We start from the raw sequence: 22,422 nt of genomic DNA, 5'->3' as shown, positions 1-22,422 counted from the left end.
TTCTACTCGTAGCAATAGCGTGGTAAGTTTAGACTTCATTTGGTTCGTTTATCCTATATTTCTACAGAAAAATTAATTTATGAGGGAATGCAGGGGAGAGAAAATGCATAGTATCTAGGTCTGAGTATGGGTTCTCGTAAGTGAAGCAACGTAGCTTTATTTTAGGCTGAAGTATAAAAATAATAATGCCAATACAATCTGCATTTCTACTGCGTATCGTATTGGCATTGTTACTTGAACTTATGTATTTTAGAACCTACAAAAATGATTAATGTCCGTAAATGTCATTGTATAATTCTACGTATTTCTCTTTGACAATTTTACGACGTAATTTTAGGGTAGGGGTCAGGTGTCCGTTTTCAACACTCCATGCATCTGGTGTTAATCGGAATTGTTTCACCGTTTCCCATTTTGCGAAGTTTGTATTGGCATCATCTACTTCTTCTTGAATTCTAGCAATCACCTTTTCATTCTTTACAAGGTCTTCATTACTGGTAATAGTTACGTTGTGAATTTTAGCCCAATTTTTAATAAACTCGAAATCAGGTTGAATAAATGCAGCAGGCATTTTTTCACCTTCTCCAATAACCATAATTTGATCTATAAATCTAGATTGCTTAAATCTGTTTTCTAATAACTGCGGAGCTACATATTTACCACCAGATGTTTTAAACATTTCTTTTTTACGATCGGTAATTTTTAAGAAACCATCGGCATCAATTTCTCCAATATCTCCAGTGTGAAAATAACCATTGATGATAACTTCTTTAGTTTTAGCGTCATCTTTAAAGTACCCTAGCATTACTTGTGGGCCTTTAATACATATTTCACCATCACTTTCAATTTTAACTTCTGTTCTGTCAATTGGTTTACCTACTGTTCCAATTCTAAATCCACCATTTCTCATGTCGTTAACAGAAACTACAGGAGATGTTTCTGTTAAACCGTAGCCTTCCATAACGCCAAATTCTGCAGCATTAAAGATACGAGCTAAACGCGGTTGCAGTGCTGCACTCCCAGAAGCCATTACCGATAATTCACCTCCTAAAGCAGCTTTCCATTTGCTAAAGATTAATTTTCTAGCGAGGGCTAACTTCTGTTCGTACCACCAACCATTTTTACCGTAAGGCTCATAGTGTAGGCCAATATCTACTGACCAAAAGAATAATTTCTTTTTAATACCTGTTAAAGATGTGCCTTTTGCGATAATCTTATCATACACTTTTTCTAATAATCGAGGAACCGCTGTCATTACATGTGGCTTGGTTTCCTGAGCATATTCGCTTATCTGATCTATAGGGGCATAGTAAATTGTAGACCCACAATATTGATATAAATAGATTAACATGCGCTCGTAAACGTGGCATAGTGGTAAAAAACTTAAAGCTCTAGATTTACCTAATTCTATAGGTATTCTTTTAAAACTACCTAATGCGTTACTCACTATGTTTTCATGAGAAAGCATAACACCTTTAGGTTTTCCTGTTGTTCCTGAAGTATAGATTAAAGTAGCTAAATCGGTAGATTTAACAGCTTCTTTTAAAGCATCTACTTCATTTTGATTGGTGGTATCTTTTCCTAATTCTAAAACTTCGGACCAGTTTTTACAATCTTCTAATTGATTAAAAGAATACACTTCTTTTAAATTAGGGACTTCATGCCTTATTTTTTTAATTTTTTCATATACGTCTGCACAAGAAACAAAACAATAGGTTGCTTCAGAATGATTTAAAACATACGCATAATCATCTTCAGATATTGTTGGATAAATAGGAACGTTTTGCGCACCTAATTGGAGGATACCAATATCCATAATATTCCACTCTGTTCTATTCTCAGAAGAGATAAGGGCAATTTTTTCATTAGGTTTAACTCCTAATCGCAATAAAGCTCTACTTATAGTATTTGCTTTTTCTAAATACTCTTTTGTTGATGTTGCAACCCATTTCCCATCTGTTTTAGTCACTAGAGATTTTTCAAGGTTGTACTTTTCTAGCTGATAATAAGGAAAATCAAAGAGTCGGGTTATGTTTTGCATAGGTTTAGTCTGAATTTGTATTGCAAATTAAGAAAAAAACTGACTTGAAAAATGAGAAATATATAAATATTAACGTTTCTATCAATAAATCCATTAAATGGGTTTTTAAAATATTATCAAAAAAACAATTCTTATTATCTACAATAATCTGCTATTTAACGAGTTATAGTTGTCATCAAACCATATGTAGGAAAATTCTGTCTAATATTTTGTATATTTGTTTTATTACTTACTAAAAACCCAAATTGATGAAAAAACGTTACTTCAACCACTATTATGCATTGTTTGTTATGTTTTTTGTTCTCTCATTTAGTGGTCTAAAAGCACAATCAGAACCATTTCAATGTGATTTTAATGCTTATTTATTTCAGTACAATGATATTTATGCTGTTGATTTAGCTTCTGGCGGATCTTACATAGTAGCGGAAAATGTAACTCCTGGAAGTATCAATGCAGCGGCGTATAATTCTGCAGATGGTTACATATGGGGTTATTTATCGTCTCCTGCTAAATCAATTGTTCGTATAGGTAAAGATTTTAAACCAGAAATTTTTGAGATTCCAGAATTACCTGATACTAAAAATAAATTTGTAGGAGATATTAGTATTGATGGGATTTATTATTTCAAAGCAGGAGGTAGTACTTTTTATGGAATAGATTTAAATCCAACTTCTGATACTTACTTAGAATATCTTGGTTCTTTTACCTTAACTAAGAATATTAGTATACATGATTGGGCCTTCAATGCGGTGGATAACAAATTATATGCGGTTGAAAAAGGGTCCAATACGTTGTATAGAATTTCTGTAGGAACAGGAGACGTTGAAGAGTTGGGTGTTGTGCCTATTCTTTCGGGGTTCAATTATACCTATGGAGCGGTGTATTTTGATGTAGATGGTAATTTCTACGTTTCTGCCAATCAAACAGGATCTGTGTATAAAATAAATAATGTACAGACTATTTCTAATGGTGCTATGGTTTCCAATATATTCGCTTTTGGTCCGGCGAGTGCAAGTAATGATGGCGCACGTTGTCCTACAGCGCCTTTACCGCAAGAAGATTGTATCAATGGGGTAGATGATGATGGTGATGGATTGGTAGATTGTGATGATCCTTCTTGTTCAGGAATAAGTTCTTGTCCAACCATAACAACCACTTCAGGAGGTAATGATGGAGGTTTAGAAAGTAATGATAGATTATCTACTTTAATTAATCAGCGAAACTTCAACAGAGCAAATACAAATTATAAATTCGATAAATCATCAGCTAAAACCATTAAAAAAGGATTTAATTACAAACGAAAAGATGCCTTTACCAGTAAAGATATTCCGTTAAATACGTTGGTGCCATTAGGTATTGTAGGGGAGACTTCTACGATAGAATCTTCACCAGCAGATTTATTAGCGCTTACCAATGCCTCTGATATTTTCTCTGTTGATTATTTAAAAGAGAGTGAAACAGTTAGTGCTTTGATGGTGATAAAAACCGATGATAATGTATATGAACACAGTAAGTTTATATGTGATCGTTTCCTTGGTGCTCAATTATTGTCTGTTTCTACAATTCAATTACGAGAGAAAGATTTTATTAAATCAATTATCAAACAAGCCGATGGCAGTATTGAATTTGCCTTGACATTTTCGGCAAGAGTTAACGAGAATGATGAATTTGTAGTAGAATCTCATTGGAATATTGATGCTTATGAGAAGAATACGGCCTATTATAATTTTCAAATATGGTCTAATTCGGTTGATGATTTACTAAAATTAGGAGATGAAATACTAAACCTTTTAGAGGCTAATAGTGCAATTGTCGATTATAGAGGGTCTACACCACCTCCAGTATTTGTAAGAAGCGCTAGTTATGCTAATGGTACTATAAACTTACAGCTTACCAACAATAATAAGAGTACGTCTATTACTATGGATGGTGGAATGAAGAAGACAGAAACCAGTGGTACAGATAACTTAAACTTAGCAACAAGTATTGCTACACGAGTAGAATCTATTACAGTAGAAACGGGAGCTTTGTTTGATTTTGGCTTTAGAATACAAAACGCACAAGGAGATACCCCTGATGATCTCTTTGTTGCTGATGCTCCTTGGGGCTTAGATGAATCTTCTGATAATACAACAGTAGATATCTATGAAGTGTTACAAAACAAAGCTAGTTATGCCTATAGTGGTTATAGAATAGAACGTAATGTTCATGCTAAAGGAACAACAGCCAATTACTTAGGTGTTTATCGTGCATTGACACCACGTTTTCAAGCTGTAGATTTATCTGCCTATGAGAAATTATCTTTTAATGCCTCTGGAACAGGAGCCTTAGAAGTTAAACTTTTAAAAGGTGATGGCTCTTTTTACACTACAGAACTCGTTTTAACAGAAGAAGATAAAATGTTTGAGATTTTAGCTTCAGATTTTAAAGATGAAACGAATAGTGTAGCAGATTTTGCAAACTTAAAAGTGGTGCTCTTTAATATGCACTCAACGGATGGAAGTGTTCAAGAAAAAGAAATGACTATTTCAGAAATAGATTTTAATAATAGATCAGAAATAGAAGAAGAAATCATCGTTGAAGAAGAAACGAGTACAAAGGCTTTGATATACCCTAACCCAGTTAAAGCTTCAACTACCCTGTATTATACCTCAAGAACAGATGACACATATACCTTAGAGTTATTTTCTCTAAACGGAATTTTATTAAGTAATCATTCGCAAGAAGGAACTCATGCGGTAGGGCAGAACGAAATTACAATACCTCGTAAAGACTTGAGTCCTGGAATTTATTTTTACAAATTAGCAAGTAGAGATCAGATATGGAGCGGAAAGATTGTTGTTAAATGATATTGATTGAACACTAATTGCTATGAATAGAAAGGCCATTTAGTTCTAAGTGGTCTTTTTTATTACTACAGATTAAAATTAGAACCCAACCTCATATAAATACATTAATTATGGTGCTAAAAATTTTAAGTATTAAAAACGGAACATTTAAAGTAGCAGGTAAAATCAATGCAACTACAGCTCCTCAGTTCCAATCGAATTTTGAATCTAATCTTGATTCTTTAAATAAATTAACATTAGATATTGATGAGATTACGGAAGTAGATGCTGCTGGAATGAAAGCTTTAAGAGCGTTGTACAAAAAAGCTTTTTTAGAAAATAAATCGTTTTCTATTATAGGAAACGGGTGTAAGGATATCTATGACGATTTTAGAGGGTGTGAAATTACCTAAAATTAAAAAAAGACCACTTGTTTTGAAGTGGTCTTTTTTAGTGTTATTTGGGTATAGAAATATATTATTTCTGCTTTTCAATCCACTCTTTTGCGTTTACAAAAGCTTGTAGCCATGGGCTAACTTCATCTTTTCTGTATGAAGGATAATGTGCCCAGTTCCAAGGAAAGGTAGAGCGCTCAATATGTGGCATAGTTACCAAATGTCTACCTGTTTTATCGCAAAGCATAGCGGTGTTAAAATCGCTGCCATTAGGGTTTGCAGGATATCCTTCATAACCATATTTTGCGACTATAGAATAATCTGACTCAGACAGCGGTAAATTAAATTTACCTTCCCCGTGAGATATCCAAACACCTAATTTTAAACCTTCTAATGAAGAAAGCATTACTGAGTTGTTTTTCTGAATTTCTACAGAAGTAAAGTTACTTTCATGTTTATGGGAATCGTTATGCTTCATTCTACCATGGGTATGATGTTCAGGGTTAATTAAATCCAACTCCATAAACAACTGACATCCATTACAGATCCCAACAGATAATGTATCAGGTCTAGCAAAGAAGTTCTTTAAAGCGGTATTTGCTTTTTCATTGTATTTAAAAGCTCCGGCCCAACCTTTAGCACTTCCTAAAACATCTGAATTAGAGAAACCACCAACAGCTCCAATAAACTGAATATCTTCAAGATTTTCGCGTCCCGAAATTAAATCGGTCATGTGTACATCCTTTACATCAAAACCAGCTAAATACATGGCATTTGCCATTTCTCGTTCAGAATTACTTCCTTTTTCTCTTAAAATAGCTGCTTTTGGTCTTTTTCCATCAATTTTAGGTATTTTACCTTCAAAACCAATTGGGAAGACATACTCCAAAGCTTGATGCTTGTAATTATCAAATCGGTCTTTAGCTAAGCCATTCGCCGTTTGTTTATGATCTAATAAATAGGATGTTTTAAACCAAGTATCTCTCAGAGAAACAATGTTTAACCCCATTTCCATACTTCCATTTTTAATAGTTAAGGTACTTTCTTGAGTTACCGTTCCTATCTTTTTAAAGTCGATACCTGCAGTGGTCAATGTAGTTTCAATAGCTTCGTTTTTAGCTTGGAAAACAATACCTGCATTTTCGGAGAAGAGTAATTTTATAGTGTCTTCTTCTCCTAAGCTAGACAAGTCTAGATGAGCACCCAAATCAACATCAGCAAAACATAGCTCTAAAAGTGTTGTAATTAAACCACCAGAAGCAACATCATGGCCTGCGGTAATTAAATCTTCTTTGATTAAAGATTGGATGGTGTTAAAAACGGTTTTAACATATGCAGCATCAGTAACCGTTGGTGCTTCATTACCTATTTTGTTCAATACTTGAGAGAAAGAAGAACCGCCTAATTTATAAGTATCTTTTGATAGGTTAATGTAGTAAATAGCGCCAGCATCTTTTTGTAATACAGGTTCTACTACTTTCGTGATATCATTACAATTTCCGGCAGCAGAGATAATAACGGTACCTGGAGATATGACATCGCCATCTTTATATTTTTGCTTCATGGAAAGAGAATCTTTTCCAGTCGGTACATTAACTCCTAATGCAATAGAGAAATCAGAGATGGCTTGTACTGCTTCGTATAAGCGAGCATCTTCACCTTCATTTTTACAAGGCCACATCCAGTTAGCAGATAGCGAAACAGATGCTAAGCCGTCTTTTAACGGAGCCCATATAAGATTGGTAAGTGCTTCTGTAATACTATTTTTACTTCCTGCCGCAGGATCAATTAATCCTGAAATAGGTGAGTGGCCAATAGAGGTAGCAACACCTTCCTTACCTTTAAAGTCTAACGCCATTACCCCGCAATTGTTTAGTGGTAATTGCAATGGACCTGCACATTGCTGTTTTGCTACTTTACCTCCTACACAACGGTCTACTTTATTCGTAAGCCAATCTTTAGAGCCCACAGCTTCTAGTTGTAATACATTGTCTAAATAATCGTGGAAAAACTCTAATGAATACTGCGCATTTTCGTAATTTCTTGTAACCGTTTTATCGGTCATTACGGTTTTAGGAGAACTACCGAACATATCTTCTAAAGCTAAATCCATAGGTTTCTCTCCTGTTGTTTTAGATTCAAAAGTAAAGCGATCATCTCCTGTAACCTCTCCTACTTCATACATAGGAGAACGTTCCCGCGCTGCAATACGTGTTAGTAGGTCAATATCTTTTTTGCCAATAACCAATCCCATACGTTCTTGAGATTCATTACCGATTATTTCTTTTGCTGATAAAGTAGGATCGCCAACCGGCAATTTATCTAAATCTATTTTACCGCCAGTTTCTTCTACCAATTCTGATAAACAATTTAAATGTCCACCAGCACCATGATCATGAATAGAGACAATAGTATTTACATCACTTTCTACCATACCACGAATAGCATTGGCAGCACGTTTTTGCATTTCAGGATTAGAGCGTTGTATAGCATTTAATTCTATAGAAGAGCTAAATGCTCCAGTATCTGCACTAGAAACCGCAGCTCCACCCATACCAATTCTGTAATTGTCACCACCTAGGATTACAATTTTATCTCCGGTTTCTGGTTTGTCTTTTAGTGCTTGGTCTGCTTTACCGTAACCAATACCACCCGCTTGCATAATGACTTTGTCATAGGCTAATCGGCGGTCATTTTCGGTATGTTCAAAGGTTAAAACAGAACCAGTAATTAATGGTTGTCCAAATTTGTTTCCAAAATCTGAAGCTCCATTAGAAGCTTTAATTAAAATATCCTTTGGTGTTTGGTACAACCATTCACGCTCTGGCATTCCTTTTTCCCATGTTCTGTTTTCTTCTAAACGAGAATAGGCAGTCATATATACTGCAGTTCCTGCTAAAGGTAAAGACCCTTTTCCTCCAGCTAATCGATCTCTGATCTCTCCACCAGCACCAGTTGCAGCACCGTTAAATGGCTCCACTGTTGTTGGAAAGTTATGTGTTTCTGCTTTTAGTGATATTACAGAATCAAAGTCTTTTTCTTCGTAGAAATCTGGTTTATCGGAGCTTTTAGGTGCAAATTGGACCACTTTAGGCCCCTTTACAAAAGCAACGTTGTCTTTATAAGCAGAGACAATAGTACCTGGAGTTTCTAGTGATGTCTTTTTAATTAATTTAAAAAGGGAAGATGGCATTTCTTTACCATCAATCACAAAAGTACCATTGAAAATTTTATGTCGACAGTGTTCCGAGTTCACTTGGCTAAACCCAAATACTTCAGAATCTGTTAATTTACGGCCTAGTTTTTTAGAAAGTGCATTTAAATACCCTACCTCTTCATCGCTTAACGCTAAGCCTTCTTTTTGGTTATATGCAGCGATATCTTCAATTTCAAGAACGGCCTCAGGTAAAACAGCAATGGTGAAAATAGCTTGGTTTAAACCCTTGTATTTTTGCAAGAGCATTGGATCAAAGGAAGTGTCTACTTCATTTGAAGCGGAGAACTCTTCGATTCTAAGGATACCTTCGACTCCCATGTTCTGGGTAATCTCTGTAGCATTAGTGCTCCAAGGTGTGATCATCGCTGCTCGTGGGCCAACAAAAAAGGCGTCAAGAGACGCCGTATTTATTTTAGGTTGGTTGCCAAACAACCACGATAATTTTGAAATATTTTCTTCTGATAGTTCGTTTTTGGTTTGTACTGCAAAAACATTACTGGTGACATCCCCGAAAAAGTGAATCATGTGCGGTCTAAATTGTTCGTTTAAGAAAGCACAAATTTACATTTTTTTCGTTAATTTATTTTCAGGAATAGTTAACAGTTTTCAGATGAATTGTTGATTACTTTTTAAGGGTAATTATGCTGTTTTTTCAGCTATTTTTTCTAACAATGCCATGTAAAAGCCATCATAACCGCTTTCTGAAGCATAAATTTTGTTTTCTTTGATTAATCTAAAGTCTCTTCCTTCCTCAGAAGCTAAAAAAGATTTTACTTGTTCGTTGTTTTCTTGTGGTAAAATAGAGCAAGTAGCATATACCATTTTTCCTTCTGGTTTTAGCATCTTACTATAACTGCGAAGAATTTCTTGTTGCGTAGCCATTATTTTTTCTAAAAATTCTGGTTGCAGCTTCCATTTTGCATCTGGATTTCTGCGTAAAACTCCTAAGCCTGTACAAGGCGCATCAATCAAAATACGATCTGCTTTTCCGTACAGTTTTTTAATAACTTTAGTAGAATCTATAACTCTAGGTTCTATATTAAAAGCACCATTACGTTTTGCTCTTCGCTTTAATTCCTTAAGCTTATTTTCATAGATATCCATGGCAATTAATTGCCCTTTGTTCTCCATTAATGCCGCAATATGCAATGTTTTACCGCCAGCACCAGCACAAGTATCTATAACACGTTGCCCAGGTTTTACATCTAAAAATTCAGCAACTAGCTGTGAAGATGCATCTTGTACTTCAAACATTCCGTTTTGAAAAGCATCTGTTCTAAATACATTACCACGTTCTGCTAACTTTAAAGCATCTGTATACCCTGCAATAGGTTCACAATCTATTCCATTCTCCAATAAGTTAGCTCTTAAGGCTTCTTTTGTTGTTTTTAGGGTATTTGCTCTTAAAATAACATCCGCTTGTTGGTTTAAAGCATTAAGTTCTTTGGTCCAACGTTTTTCTCCTAATGATTTCACTCCTATTTCATCCATCCAATCTGGAATAGATTCTTTGAATTTTCTAATTTTTGAAAGTTCATCAAAACGACCTTTAATCTTACGATTAGGAACGGTTTCTATTTGCTTCCAATCGGGTAATTCTATACCCCTTAATACAGCCCAAACAGCAAATACTCTAAATAAATTAGGCCTGCTAAAAGGAGCTTTAACTTCTGCAATTTCTATATATAAACGTTTGTAACGTACAATTTCATAGGTGGTTTCTGCAATAAAACCTCTATCGCGAGCACCCCAACGTTTATCAAATTTTAGTACTTTCTGAACTACTTTATCAGCATATTCCTCTTCATTAAAAATGAGGTTTAAGGCATCAACAACAGCAAACACCAAATTTCTATGTAGCTTCATTTATTTAAATCTTTTTGTTTTAACTAAAAATTAAGGCTGCAAAGGTATTGTATTAGAACTGATTCCTTTTAATTTTGATTAAAATTATCGTTACGAATGCCTAGAATAGGCATTAAATGAATAAAGAAGTCAATACCAGTTAGTTTTTATAAAATTTAAGTGCTATGAAACACGTTTATTTTGCCCTATTGTTACTATTATTATGGTCTTGTAATGAAGAGAAACCATCAAGATTATTCACTTCTGTTGCAATTGAAAGTATTTACGAGGATTCTTTAAATATTAGAGCACTAGAAATTATTGATCATACGCTTGCATTTTCTGCAAATAAGGGGTTTGTAGGGACGGTAGATTTAAACTCAGGGAAAGTTTTTGGTACCAATATCCAATATGATTCTATCCATCCTGAATTTAGAAGTATAGCACATACCGCTACAGATGTTTTTGTGCTCTCTGCAGGAAACCCAGCTTTGTTGTATAAAACTGGGGATAATGGCAAATTTGAATTGGTCTACAAAGAAGAGGATGAAAGCGTTTTTTATGATGCGATGACTTTTTGGAATGATAAGGAGGGAATTGCGATTGGTGATAGTATGGAAGGTTGCCTCTCTATTATTGTAACCCGAGATGGGGGATTAACATGGAAAAAGCAAGAATGTTCTGCATTACCCAAAGGTATCGTAGGCGAGGGTGCTTTTGCAGCAAGTAATACCAATATAAAAGTTATTGGCACTAAAACATGGGTGGCAACTACGCACGGACGTATATATTATTCTGATGATAAGGCGAATACTTGGACGGTTATCCCAACTCCGGTGCTACATGCTGAAGCAACGCAGGGTATCTATTCTCTTGATTTTTATAATGATAAAATTGGTTTTGCAATCGGTGGAGATTATACGAAACCCGAGGTTACAAAAAAGAATAAAGCCGTAACTGTAGATGGTGGTAATACTTGGGCGCTAGTTGCAGATAAGGCAGCACCAGGGTATAAAAGCTGTGTGCAATTTATACCTAACTCTAAAGGGAAAGGATTGGTTGCAGTAGGTTTTACAGGAATTAGCTATTCTAATGACACAGGGGCAACTTGGACGAAATTATCGGACGAAGGTTTTTTTACACTCCGTTTTAAAAATGATTCTGTGGCCTATGCTGCAGGAAAAGGAAGAGTATCTGAATTAATATTTAAGTAAAAAAATATCCGTTAAGTTAGTACTTAACGGATAGTAAATTATTTATCACCTTTATGTTTGTCTCGATATTGCTTAATAAGCTTTCGTTTAAAGTCGCCTTCAGAGCGAATTAAAAGTAAGGTTTTCTTTGATGATATTACTTTCTCTATTTTTTTGAGATATGTTTGTTCTAAAGCCTCTTCTTCATTTTCATATAAAAGGTACTTGTCTAGAAGTTTAGCAGAATCACTTTCTGATAGTTTTTCAGATTCATCAAATTTCTTTCTAATTTCTTCATGACCTTTTACATATAGCTCTTCTCTTTTTGTTTGGTATTCATTATAAATAGGCCAAAATGTCTGCGCTTCTTTGCTAGATAGGTTTAAACGCTCCGTAATAAAAGCTACTTTTAAAGTTCTTATTTTATCCCAATCCTTTTGCTGTCCAAAAGAGAAGGCGCAAGCAAACATAAGTAGGGTTAAGGGAATTATTTTTTTTAAGTTATTCATTGCTGTCTATATTTAATTCGTCAAAGTCATCAATATTATTTTCTAGATACTCCATGACATTTTCATTACTCAAATGGTTATCTATAACATCATAAATTTCTAATTCACTTACAGGAATAATTTCTGCGATATCATAGCTACTCAAGCTAGATTCATTGCTATCAAAATAGTTTTCGATATCTACATCGGCTAAATCGTCAAAACTTAATTCAGGCGCTGTATTCATATTTAAACCAATAGCTATGGTAATAGCTGCTGCTATTGATGCTGCAGCGTAATAATATTTTTTATACGGTTTTAAAGCGATAACTTTAGGTTCATTAACGTTAAGTTTGTCTTCTAATTCTTTATTAAAGTTCTCCAAATAGCCATCGGGAATTTTAAACCCCTCATTTTTAGGGGTAATAGTAGCTTCTTCAGGTAAATTATCTAGTAATTTACTGGTGAAGTTATCAAAATAACCTTCTGGAACCTTGAAACTATTTCCTGTTTTTTTCATTGCTATTGTTTGACTATCAATTTATTAATAGGTTTAATCTTCTTTTAAAAATGCTTCAATTTTTTTAGAGGCTAAATGATAAGATGCTTTTAAGGCTCCTACCGATGTCTCAAGAATAGCTGAAATTTCTTCATATTTCATTTCTTGATAATATTTCATATTGAAAACTAATTTCTGCTTTTCGGGTAATGTGGCAATAGCTTTCTGTAATGCTAATTGAATATAATCACCTTCGAAATAAACGTCAGATTCCAAGTTAGCAATCATCTTTTCCTGAATTTCAGAATTGCTAATATTCAATTTTTTACTTTTTGAATTTAAAAATGAAAGAGCTTCGTTTGTGGCTATCCGATACATCCAAGAATATAGTTTGCTTTCACCTTTAAAGCCGTTAATGTTTCTGAACACCTTTATAAACGTGTTCTGCAAAACATCATCAGTATCATCATGATCTAAAACAATGCGTCTTATATGCCAATAGAGTCTCTCTTTGTAGGTATTCACCAACAATTCAAAAGCCCGTTTTTGCGTGGCCTCTGTTTGTAGTTGTTCAACTAAGAGAGCTTCTTCTATCAATTTTTAATGTCTTAGATGTAGGTAGGACTCTAAATGTATAAAAAGGTTTAATTGAAACAGAGAAATTTGTTAAATTTTATAAAGTGTACTTGGAATTTTGACAGTTCTGATATGTGAAGAATCATATTGTAGCCTATTGTCAATCAGTACTTAACTAGTTCGAATTGATTTTGAACCTGAGCTAAAATCAATTCGAAATTTTGGAGCTATGAGATAAAGCCGTTTTAAATATTAAAATAGGTGGACTAAAATTTATCCTAAGGATTGCATTGACACTAACTTCTTGTAGGTGCCATTCATCGCTAAAAGTTCTGCATGTGAACCTTGCTCTACAATTTCTCCTTTTTGTAATACCACGATAGTATCTGCGCTCTGTATGGTAGATAAACGGTGTGCAATAACAATAGAAGTACGGTTGCGCATCATTTTTTCTAAAGCATCTTGTACCAAACGTTCACTTTCTGTATCTAAAGCAGAAGTAGCTTCGTCTAGAATCATGATAGGAGGGTTTTTTAATACGGCACGTGCAATAGACAAACGTTGTTTTTGCCCGCCGCTTAATTTATTCCCACTATCTCCAATGTTGGTATCATAACCTTTAGGCAGCTCCATAATAAAATCATGAGCATTCGCTATTTTTGCTGCTTCTATAATCTCTTCATCTGTTGCATTTTCTTTTCCTAAACTGATGTTATTACGAACAGTCTCGTTAAAAAGAATAGAATCTTGTGTCACTAAACCTAAAAGTCCGCGTAAAGAGCCTTTGGAGTATTCTTTAATATTCACTCCGTCTATAGTGATGCTCCCTTCGTTAACATCATAAAAGCGCGTAACAAGATTAGCAATTGTACTTTTTCCACTCCCAGATTGCCCTACAAGCGCTACAGTAGATCCTTTTGGTATCTTTAGGTTGAAGTTTTTAAGTACATAATCATCATCGTACTTAAAGCTTATGTTTTGTAAAGCTACACCAGTATCAAATGTATTTTTTTCTACCGGATTAGCTATTTCGGTAATCGGGTTTTCTGTTTCTAATATTTCAAGAATACGTTCCGCAGCAGCATCTCCTTTTTTGACACCATAAATTGCCTTGCTTATTGCCTTAGCTGGCGTTAAAACACCATACGCTAAACTCATGTAAGTAATGAAAGAAGGTGCGTCTAATGTTTTATCTACTAAAACCATTTTACCTCCGAACCATAGTAAAACACCAATCGTTAGAATTCCTAAGAATTCACCAGACGGGGATGCTAGATTTTGACGGTTTAATAATTTATTTGAAAAATTATAAAAACGAGTAGTAGATGCTGAGAAAGTTTTGTAAAAACGAGATTCAGAATTGAATGCTTTAATAACCCGTAAGCCACCAAGAGTTTCTTCTACAACCGATAAAAATTCTCCTTGCTCACGTTGCACGTCATCAGATTGTTTTTTTAGGGACTTCCCAATCAAAGAGATTACGTAACCTGAAAGTGGAATAAAAATAAAAACAAATAGGGTCAATTGAGCGCTGATCAAAAACATTACCGTAATTGTGAAGATTATGGTCAACGGTTCACGCACAATTAGTTCTAAAACTGACAAGAAGGAGTGTTGAACTTCTAATACATCTGAAGTAATCCGTGCAATAACATCTCCTTTTCGCTTTTCAGAGTAAAATGAAATAGGAAGCTCCGTAATTTTTTTATACATCGAATTACGGACATCTTTGAGAACGCCGTTTCTTAAAAATGTAATAAAATACATGGCAAAATAATTAGCCAAATTCTTTAGTAGAAATAATACAATTACAAGGCCAATAACTAAGACTAAACCTTTCATTTCATCTTCTGCAGCATATTGGGTTACTTGGTAATTCATGTAATCCATGTAATAATCTTTAACATTACTTATCCCTGTATAGGTAGGTGCAACTGTTAAAGCTTCGTTTTTATCAAATAAAACATTTAGCATTGGCATCAGCGCGGCAAAAGATAGCGCGCTGAACAATGCGTATAAGATGTTGAAAAATATGTTTAAATATCCGTAGCTACGGTAAGGTTTCGCGTAACGAAGAATCTTTTTGTAATTATCCATTAATTCAATTTAAGTTCACTCAAAATACGAGCAACTTTAGCTTCTAATTTGGCATTAACTTCTTTGAATGCCGAGGCAGTAGCTAAAGAAGTATTGATGCTGAAATAAAATTTGATTTTAGGTTCTGTTCCACTTGGTCTTGCGGCCATTTTGGTACCATCTTCCGTGGTATAGATTAATACGTTAGATTTAGGAATATCAATAGTAGATACTTCACCAGTTTTAAGGTTTTTAGAGGTTGATGTGTTGTAGTCATCAACGATAATCACTTTAGAACCATCAATACTAAGAACAGGATTTTCTTTAAAATCAATCATCATCTGCTTGATCTCTTCCGCACCTTGCATCCCTTTTTTGGTTAAAGAAATAAGTTTCTCTTTGTAGAAGCCATAATCCACATAACAATCAATTAAATCTTTATAGAAAGAGCTGCCATTTGCTTTTGCATTTGCAGCAATCTCACAAGCTAATAGGGTAGAGGTAACGGCATCTTTATCGCGAACAAAATCACCCACCATAAAACCAAAGCTCTCCTCACCACCACCAATAAAGTTTTGGTTAGGGAAATCTTTTATCATTTTTCCAATCCATTTAAATCCTGTTAATGCAGTTTTGTATTCTACACCATAGGCATTAGACATGGCTTCCATCATAGGTGTAGAAACAATCGTAGAGGCAACAAATTCGTTCCCCTTAAAACCTTCTTGCTTTGCTTTTTCTAAAAGAAATTTAGTCATTAAAACCATGGCTTGGTTTCCGTTCAAAATTTCCATTTCACCATCAAGGTTACGTACTGCAATCCCTAATCTATCACTATCAGGATCTGTACCTACCACCATATCAGCTCCAATAGCTTCTGCTTTTTTAATCGCCATAGAAAGTGCTTCTGGCTCTTCTGGATTGGGAGATTTTACCGTTGGAAAGTTACCGTCTGGTTTAGCTTGCTCTTCTATAATCGTCACGTTTTTATATCCAGCGCGTTTTAGAACTTCTGGAATAGCAGTGATAGATGTTCCGTGTAAGGAAGTGAACACTATTTTAAAATCGTCTTTACCTTTTGCATTAAAGCTACCTCTGGCAACAGATTCTGAAATAAAAGCTTCATCAACTTCTTTGTCTATTAATTCTATTAAGTCAGGGTTGGCTTTAAAATTAATATCCTCAAAAGAAAGCGAATTTATTTCTGCAACAATCTTTCCGTCTTGTGGGGGTACAATTTGTCCGCCATCGGTCCAATATACTTTGTAACCGTTATATTCAGGTGGATTATGCGATGCTGTAAGTACAATACCAGCATGGCAATTTAAATGTCTAACCGCAAAAGAAAGCTCTGGAGTTGTTCTTAGTTCTGAAAATAAGTAAACTTTAATTCCGTTCGCAGAAAATACTTCTGCAACAGTTTTTGCTAGGGTATCACTATTATGGCGACAGTCAAAAGCAATGACCACTTTTAACTCTTCACCTTTATAAACTTCGTTTAAATAATTACTTAAACCTTGCGTGCTTTTTCCTAATGTGTATTTGTTAATTCTGTTTGTTCCGGCACCCATTACTCCGCGCATACCGCCAGTACCAAATTCCATATTTTTATAGAACCTGTCTTTTAGCTCTTCCGTATTGTTATCTATTAAATCCTGAACTTCTTTTTTAGTATCAGCATCAAAAAAATCGGTTAACCAAGTTTTAGCGGTATTTAGTATGTTGTCCATGAAATTATTTCTTTAGGTTGTGTCGTAAATTTATTTAGAATATTCGTTTAAAATTGTTGTGTTTAGTTCTTCTGCTATGGTATAGCGTGTTTCGTTTGTTTTTGATCGTACCATTATTTCACCTAAAAAACCGGCTAAAAATAATTGTGTACCAATAATCATGGCGGTTAATGAAATGAAAAATTGTGGCCTATCTGTAATTAATCGTCCTGTTTTATGAATAAATAATTTATCAATACCCAAATATAAGGCAAAAGCAAATCCTACAAAAAACATTAATACCCCTAATGCACCAAATAAATGCATAGGGCGTTTTCCGAATTTAGATACAAACCAAATGGTAATTAAATCTAGAAAGCCATTGATAAAACGCTCCATTCCAAATTTTGTCTTCCCATATTTTCGGGCTTGGTGTTGGACTACTTTTTCTCCAATATTAGAAAAACCTGCATTTTTTGCAAGTACAGGAATATAGCGGTGCATTTCTCCAGAAACCTCTATATTTTTAACTACTTTCTTATTAAAGGCTTTAAGTCCGCAATTAAAATCATGAAGTTTTACGCCTGAAGTTTTTCGAGCAGCCCAATTAAAGAGCTTAGACGGCATATTTTTACTTAAAACGGAATCATATCTTTTTTTCTTCCATCCAGAAACAAGATCAAATCCTTCTGTTCTGATGGCTTCATATAATTTTGGTATTTCATCAGGATTGTCCTGTAGGTCTGCATCCATGGTAATTATAACTTCACCAGCTGCTGCTTTGAAACCAGCATGTAATGCTTGAGATTTTCCGTAATTACGTAAAAATCGGATGCCTTTTACTGCAGGATTAGTGGTCGTTAAAGCAGTAATTTCTTTCCAAGAAGTATCCGTACTGCCGTCGTCGATAAAAATAATCTCATACGAGAAATTATTGCTTTCCATCACGGAAACAATCCAATTGTGTAATTCTTTTAAAGATTCTTCTTCATTAAGAAGAGGTATGATAATAGATAAATTCATGCAATACTTCTGAAAATCTTTTCAAAAGTACGGATTAATATAAATTTTCAGTCTTTTTTTAATAGCAGACCCGCAATTAATGCGGTAAAAAAAATCAATGATTAAATGCATTACAAAAATAGAAGGGTGCATAATTTAGCTAATAGTGCTTTAAAAGGCATTGCCATTTTTAATCAATGTCTAAATGAAATATGTGTGTATTCCTTTGTGATGCTATAGTCATTGTGATTTATATTTTCTACTAAACAACAACAACAACAACAGTTCTAGGTATTTGTAAATGGGTGAAAATGATTAGGTAATAGCAGTTGTAAAAAAAAACTGTTAGTGCTTTTGCTTAAATTTTATCCTGTTCTAAAGGATTCTAATAAGTAGTATCACTTTAAAGAGAACAGCTATAATCGATGTTGGATATTATAGGGTCTTTTAAGTAATCAAAATTGTTTTTCTTTTTACTTAGTTTTTAATAGAATACCACTAAGTAAAGAAACAACAAAGCCAATACATAGGTTAAAAAGTAAAATGATAGGATAGGTTATCCAATACATTTTACGCTTGAGTGTAATATACTCATTTAGCTCTTCTATGGTTATTGCGGGGTTTTGTTCTTGAAGTAAAATTTTATTGTAAGCTGCAGAATTATCCCAGAAATCGGGAAGTATAAAATTAGTTAATAAATAGGTAAATAGGATGGTTACTATTGCAGCGACCAGAGCAGTAATAACGCCTACACCAATTGCTTGTTCTACAATTAAAGAGTTGTTTTTTTTTCTAAAAGTATAAATTGTAAAAATGATAGGAACAATTAGTACTATAAAGCCCAGTATAGATTTTTCTATAGATTGACTATATAACATATCTAATGAAATTAATATAGAGGTAAAAAGAATACCTATAATTCCTGTTAGTATACCATATCTTGTTCCAAACTTTAAAATTTCAATTTGATTTGGTTTCATATTCTTTATAGATTGAAATAGAAAAAGGGGTGAATTTTCTTGATTAGCGGTTTCGTACTATGGTGCCCACAATAAATGAAACTAAAATACCTAGTAGAGAGAACTTAAGGATGCTGGTGATAATGCTGAAAATAGAACTAGTTTGTTGTATGCTTTCTCCTTCGCTCATCATTTTTTTAACATCACTACTCTTACCGTACAAGTTAGCCCATTCTAAGGCTGTTTTTTTCTGAAATTCAGGATCAATATATAGATCGTATAAATAAGACTGAATAGCATACAAACCACCTACGATAACCATGAACATAACGCCAACTATTAGCGCTTCTTTTAAGTTTATGGAGTTGTTTTGGCTTTTCTTGTACTTTTTGATGGTATAGGTAATGGCTAGAACCTCAAAAACAAATGCAATTAAAAAAGTGGAGTAATAAACCTTGCTATTAGCACCGGCTAATTTTGGAATTAAATCGAAGATAATTCTGCCAGCCCCGAAAATAAGGGCTATTGGTAAAACTATTTTTTTAATTGCACTAGAGTTATCTGCTTCCAAAATTTAATTATTTTTGACTTTAATAGCGCAAAAATAGGCTTTAATTTTTGGGAAAGAATGACCCAGAATAATTTTTATTGAATTTTTACCGATTAATAATTGTAAGTTTAAGAAAAAAACATAAATTTGCAATCTCTAAAAATAGAAGTTATTAAGTTTTTTAAAAATGAAAAAAGATATACACCCACAGAATTATAGATTAGTTGCTTTTAAAGACATGTCTAATGAGGATGTTTTTATTACGAAATCTACTGCAGATACGAAAGAGACGTTAGAAGTTGAAGGTGTGAACTATCCTTTAATTAAATTGGAAATTTCAAGAACATCTCACCCATTTTATACCGGTAAAGCTAAATTAGTGGATACTGCTGGGCGTATTGATAAGTTTAAAAACAAATACAAGAAGTTCGAAAAATAATATTTTTTGCTAGTTTTAGCAATTAAGTCACGTTCCGTTCAACTTCGGAACGTGACTTTTTTTATTTTTACCAAAAAATACTAACTGATGAATTATATTCTTTTTGATGGTACTGTACGGAATGCTCTTTTGCCTTTTACTTTTACAAGGCCTGTAGCTGAAATTCGAGTAGGAATTTTTACTATCCGTGAAAAATGGGAGAATTATCTTAAAAGTACTACTACAACCATAACAGAAGAATATTTGTCAGAAAAATATCCAATGGTAGAGTTGGAGGAGAATGTATTGATTAATGCGTCATTTCTTCCAAATGCAGAATTGGTTAGCATTGTTACGGAGTTATCCGAAAATCAAGCTATATTTTTTGGTGAAGAAGTTGTTGCGTTTTATACTAAAGACTCACAAGAAGAGGTAGATTTAAGTACTTATGAAGCTATTGAGTTTGAAGGAGAAGTACTTCGTATAGAAAATACATGGGATATCTTTTCTAAGAACGCCGCAGCCATACAGGAAGATTTTGATTTTATTACCGAAGATCGCAAGAGTCAGCCAATTTCTAAAACAAATACAGTTATCAATCCTGATAATATATTTTTAGAAGAAGGAGCTGTTGTAGAATGTAGTATATTAAATGCCTCTTTAGGACCTATCTATATAGGTGTAGATGCGGTGGTAATGGAGGGTGCTATGATACGTGGAGCGTTCGCGCTATGTGATCATTCTACCGTAAAAATGGGAGCTAAAATATATGGGGCAACGACTGTTGGTCCTTATTCTCGTATTGGAGGAGAGGTAAATAATTCGGTATTATTTGCTTATTCAAATAAAGGCCATGATGGTTATTTAGGAAACTCAGTACTTGGAGAATGGTGCAATTTGGGTGCGGATACTAATAATTCTAACCTGAAGAATAATTATGATGAAGTTCGTTTGTGGAGTTATGAAACAGAAGGTTTTGCAAAAACAGGACTTCAGTTTTGTGGTTTAATGATGGGGGATCATAGTAAATGTGGTATTAATACCATGTTTAATACGGGTACGGTAGTTGGCGTAAGTGCTAATATATTCGGATCTGGTTTTCCTAGAAATTTTATTCCTAGCTATAGTTGGGGTGGAGCTTCGGGTTTTACAAATTATTTACCTAAAAAAGCTTTTGAAACTGTAAAACTAGTAATGTCTCGTAGAGGATTAGAGTTTGATGAAAAAGAAGAAGCAATTTTAACCCATGTTTTTGAAGAAACCAAAAAGTGGAGAAATTACTAAGCGATGAAAAAGAAAGTTGCATTTTATACTTTAGGATGTAAATTAAATTTCTCAGAAACATCTACAATAGCAAGAAACTTTCAGGAAGAAGGTTTTGATCGTGTAGATTTTTCTGAACATGCAGATATGTACGTAATTAATACATGTTCTGTTACAGAAAATGCAGATAAACGTTTTAAAAGTATCGTAAAACAAGCGCAGAAGGTTAATCCTGATGCTTTCGTGGCGGCAATTGGCTGTTATGCTCAATTAAAGCCAGAAGATCTGGCATCTGTGCATGGTGTAGATTTGGTTTTAGGAGCTACGGAAAAATTTAAAATAACAGATTATATTAATGACTTGTCTAAAAATGATTTTGGAGAAGTGCATTCTTGCGAAATTGTTGAGGCAGATTTTTATGTAGGGAGTTATGCAATAGGAGACAGAACCCGTGCTTTCTTAAAAGTACAAGATGGCTGTGATTACAAATGTACCTATTGTACCATTCCTTTGGCGCGTGGAATATCACGTAGTGATACCTTGCAAAATGTAATTAAAAATGCTAAAGAAATTGCTTCACAAGACATTAAAGAGATTGTTTTAACGGGAGTAAATATTGGAGATTACGGAAAAGGAGAGTTCGGAAATAAAAAACACGAACATACCTTTTATGATTTAGTAGAAGCTTTAGATGCTATTGAAGGAATTCATAGGCTCCGAATATCTAGTATAGAGCCTAATTTATTAAAAAATAAAACGATAGATTTTGTAGCAGATAGCAATTCTTTTGTGCCGCATTTTCATATTCCGCTTCAAAGTGGAAGTGATGAGATTTTAAAATTGATGCGTCGCCGGTATTTGAGTGGTTTATATGTAGATCGTGTTACTCGTATCAAAGAGGTAATGCCGCATGCTTGTATTGGTGTGGATGTTATTGTTGGTTTTCCAGGAGAAACAGATGAATTGTTCTTAGAAACTTATCATTTTTTGAATGATTTAGATATCTCATACTTACACGTATTTACGTATTCAGAACGAGATAATACAGTCGCGGCAGAAATGGATAATGTGGTGTCTAAAAACGTAAGAAGTAAACGGAGTAAAATGTTACGTGGATTATCTGCTAAAAAAAGAAGAGCTTTTTACGAAAGTCAGATAGGTTCTGTTAGAACGGTTCTTTTTGAAGGGGAGAATAAAGAAGGGTATATTCATGGTTTTACCGAAAACTACGTAAAAGTAAAAGCTCCTTGGAATCCTGAGTTGGTAAATCAATTGAAACAAGTAGAGCTTGTTAATATTGATGAAGACGGCTTGGTGCGGTTTGTATTTGTTGACGAAAAAATAGAAGCATAAAAAACCGCTCTGT

The 22,422-nt window shown here is 34.1% G+C and carries 17 protein-coding genes; 6 read left to right on the top strand and 11 right to left on the bottom strand.

The genetic code is table 11. The features are described from left to right. Positions 1-268: 268 nt before the first annotated feature. The gene (locus tag CELAL_RS00530) at positions 269-2,038 is read right to left on the bottom strand and encodes an AMP-dependent synthetase/ligase (protein ID WP_013548958.1); all 1,770 of its coding nucleotides are present in this window, start codon (positions 2,036-2,038) and stop codon (positions 269-271) included. Between the two features lie 248 nt (positions 2,039-2,286). Here CELAL_RS00530 and CELAL_RS00525 point away from each other — a divergent pair, with 248 nt between their 5' ends. Next, on the top strand, positions 2,287-4,887 hold the full coding sequence (locus CELAL_RS00525; protein WP_013548957.1) for a T9SS type A sorting domain-containing protein: 2,601 nt from the start codon (positions 2,287-2,289) through the stop codon (positions 4,885-4,887). A 110-nt stretch (positions 4,888-4,997) separates the two neighbouring features. Further along, positions 4,998-5,279: an STAS domain-containing protein gene (locus CELAL_RS00520; protein ID WP_013548956.1), complete on the top strand. Its 282-nt coding sequence runs from the start codon at positions 4,998-5,000 to the stop codon at positions 5,277-5,279. A 64-nt stretch (positions 5,280-5,343) separates the two neighbouring features. On the opposite strand, the gene purL is transcribed toward CELAL_RS00520, so the two are convergent. Next, entirely contained in the window at positions 5,344-9,003 is a 3,660-nt protein-coding gene (purL, locus tag CELAL_RS00515; protein WP_013548955.1) for a phosphoribosylformylglycinamidine synthase, read from the bottom strand. A 114-nt stretch (positions 9,004-9,117) separates the two neighbouring features. Continuing rightward, positions 9,118-10,344, bottom strand: coding sequence for an RsmB/NOP family class I SAM-dependent RNA methyltransferase (locus tag CELAL_RS00510; protein WP_013548954.1), 1,227 nt, complete (start codon positions 10,342-10,344; stop codon positions 9,118-9,120). A gap of 164 nt (positions 10,345-10,508) precedes the next feature. Between CELAL_RS00510 and CELAL_RS00505 the strand changes: the two genes are divergently transcribed. Then, on the top strand, positions 10,509-11,537 hold the full coding sequence (locus CELAL_RS00505; RefSeq protein WP_013548953.1) for a WD40/YVTN/BNR-like repeat-containing protein: 1,029 nt from the start codon (positions 10,509-10,511) through the stop codon (positions 11,535-11,537). Positions 11,538-11,575: 38 nt separating this feature from the next. On the opposite strand, the gene CELAL_RS00500 is transcribed toward CELAL_RS00505, so the two are convergent. The 8 genes from CELAL_RS00500 to CELAL_RS00465 form a co-directional block, all read right to left on the bottom strand. Further along, entirely contained in the window at positions 11,576-12,025 is a 450-nt protein-coding gene (locus CELAL_RS00500) for a hypothetical protein (protein ID WP_013548952.1), read from the bottom strand. Further along, entirely contained in the window at positions 12,018-12,524 is a 507-nt protein-coding gene (locus CELAL_RS00495) for a hypothetical protein (RefSeq protein WP_013548951.1), read from the bottom strand. Before CELAL_RS00495 ends, CELAL_RS00500 begins: the two co-directional genes overlap by 8 nt. Before the next feature lie 33 nt (positions 12,525-12,557). After that, positions 12,558-13,100, bottom strand: coding sequence for an RNA polymerase sigma factor (locus CELAL_RS00490; RefSeq protein WP_013548950.1), 543 nt, complete (start codon positions 13,098-13,100; stop codon positions 12,558-12,560). 252 nt (positions 13,101-13,352) lie between these two features. Then, on the bottom strand, positions 13,353-15,176 hold the full coding sequence (locus CELAL_RS00485; RefSeq protein WP_013548949.1) for an ABC transporter ATP-binding protein: 1,824 nt from the start codon (positions 15,174-15,176) through the stop codon (positions 13,353-13,355). Further along, a complete protein-coding gene (locus CELAL_RS00480) occupies positions 15,176-16,885 on the bottom strand; it encodes a phospho-sugar mutase (protein WP_013548948.1) in 1,710 nt (569 codons plus the stop codon). The genes CELAL_RS00485 and CELAL_RS00480 overlap by 1 nt, the downstream gene beginning before the upstream one ends. A 30-nt stretch (positions 16,886-16,915) precedes the next feature. After that, the gene (locus CELAL_RS00475) at positions 16,916-17,887 is read right to left on the bottom strand and encodes a glycosyltransferase family 2 protein (RefSeq protein WP_013548947.1); all 972 of its coding nucleotides are present in this window, start codon (positions 17,885-17,887) and stop codon (positions 16,916-16,918) included. A 452-nt stretch (positions 17,888-18,339) separates the two neighbouring features. Continuing rightward, complete coding sequence (locus CELAL_RS00470; protein ID WP_013548946.1) at positions 18,340-18,846, bottom strand: DUF4199 domain-containing protein; 507 nt, start codon at positions 18,844-18,846, stop codon at positions 18,340-18,342. 43 nt (positions 18,847-18,889) lie between these two features. Continuing rightward, on the bottom strand, positions 18,890-19,396 hold the full coding sequence (locus tag CELAL_RS00465; protein WP_013548945.1) for a DUF4199 domain-containing protein: 507 nt from the start codon (positions 19,394-19,396) through the stop codon (positions 18,890-18,892). 166 nt (positions 19,397-19,562) lie between these two features. Between CELAL_RS00465 and CELAL_RS00460 the strand changes: the two genes are divergently transcribed. The 3 genes from CELAL_RS00460 (at position 19,563) to mtaB (ending at position 22,409) form a co-directional block, all read left to right on the top strand. Continuing rightward, entirely contained in the window at positions 19,563-19,814 is a 252-nt protein-coding gene (locus CELAL_RS00460) for a type B 50S ribosomal protein L31 (protein WP_013548944.1), read from the top strand. A gap of 87 nt (positions 19,815-19,901) precedes the next feature. Next, positions 19,902-21,077 (top strand): GlmU family protein, encoded by a 1,176-nt coding sequence (locus tag CELAL_RS00455; RefSeq protein WP_013548943.1) that lies wholly within the window; start codon positions 19,902-19,904, stop codon positions 21,075-21,077. Between the two features lie 3 nt (positions 21,078-21,080). After that, positions 21,081-22,409, top strand: a complete 1,329-nt coding sequence (mtaB, locus tag CELAL_RS00450; RefSeq protein WP_013548942.1) for a tRNA (N(6)-L-threonylcarbamoyladenosine(37)-C(2))-methylthiotransferase MtaB — start codon at positions 21,081-21,083, stop codon at positions 22,407-22,409. The last annotated feature ends 13 nt before the right edge of the window (positions 22,410-22,422 follow it).

It is taken from the genome of Cellulophaga algicola DSM 14237 (assembly GCF_000186265.1).
Classification (GTDB): domain Bacteria; phylum Bacteroidota; class Bacteroidia; order Flavobacteriales; family Flavobacteriaceae; genus Cellulophaga; species Cellulophaga algicola.
Note: the sequence above shows the minus strand (reverse complement) of the source record. Positions and strands in the feature narration are given on the sequence as shown.

Excerpts from the sequence above, each read along its gene's own strand:
- CELAL_RS00485 (WP_013548949.1), bottom strand. The coding sequence starts at position 15,176 with ATGGATAATTACAAAAAGATTCTTCGTTACGCGAAACCTTACCGTAGC.
- CELAL_RS00470 (WP_013548946.1), bottom strand. The coding sequence starts at position 18,846 with ATGAAACCAAATCAAATTGAAATTTTAAAGTTTGGAACAAGATATGGT.
- CELAL_RS00530 (WP_013548958.1), bottom strand. The coding sequence starts at position 2,038 with ATGCAAAACATAACCCGACTCTTTGATTTTCCTTATTATCAGCTAGAA.
- mtaB (WP_013548942.1), top strand. The coding sequence starts at position 21,081 with ATGAAAAAGAAAGTTGCATTTTATACTTTAGGATGTAAATTAAATTTC.
- CELAL_RS00495 (WP_013548951.1), bottom strand. The coding sequence starts at position 12,524 with ATGAAAAAAACAGGAAATAGTTTCAAGGTTCCAGAAGGTTATTTTGAT.
- CELAL_RS00460 (WP_013548944.1), top strand. The coding sequence starts at position 19,563 with ATGAAAAAAGATATACACCCACAGAATTATAGATTAGTTGCTTTTAAA.
- purL (WP_013548955.1), bottom strand. The coding sequence starts at position 9,003 with ATGATTCACTTTTTCGGGGATGTCACCAGTAATGTTTTTGCAGTACAA.
- CELAL_RS00525 (WP_013548957.1), top strand. The coding sequence starts at position 2,287 with ATGAAAAAACGTTACTTCAACCACTATTATGCATTGTTTGTTATGTTT.
- CELAL_RS00475 (WP_013548947.1), bottom strand. The coding sequence starts at position 17,887 with ATGAATTTATCTATTATCATACCTCTTCTTAATGAAGAAGAATCTTTA.
- CELAL_RS00505 (WP_013548953.1), top strand. The coding sequence starts at position 10,509 with ATGAAACACGTTTATTTTGCCCTATTGTTACTATTATTATGGTCTTGT.
- CELAL_RS00500 (WP_013548952.1), bottom strand. The coding sequence starts at position 12,025 with ATGAATAACTTAAAAAAAATAATTCCCTTAACCCTACTTATGTTTGCT.
- CELAL_RS00520 (WP_013548956.1), top strand. The coding sequence starts at position 4,998 with ATGGTGCTAAAAATTTTAAGTATTAAAAACGGAACATTTAAAGTAGCA.
- CELAL_RS00455 (WP_013548943.1), top strand. The coding sequence starts at position 19,902 with ATGAATTATATTCTTTTTGATGGTACTGTACGGAATGCTCTTTTGCCT.
- CELAL_RS00510 (WP_013548954.1), bottom strand. The coding sequence starts at position 10,344 with ATGAAGCTACATAGAAATTTGGTGTTTGCTGTTGTTGATGCCTTAAAC.
- CELAL_RS00480 (WP_013548948.1), bottom strand. The coding sequence starts at position 16,885 with ATGGACAACATACTAAATACCGCTAAAACTTGGTTAACCGATTTTTTT.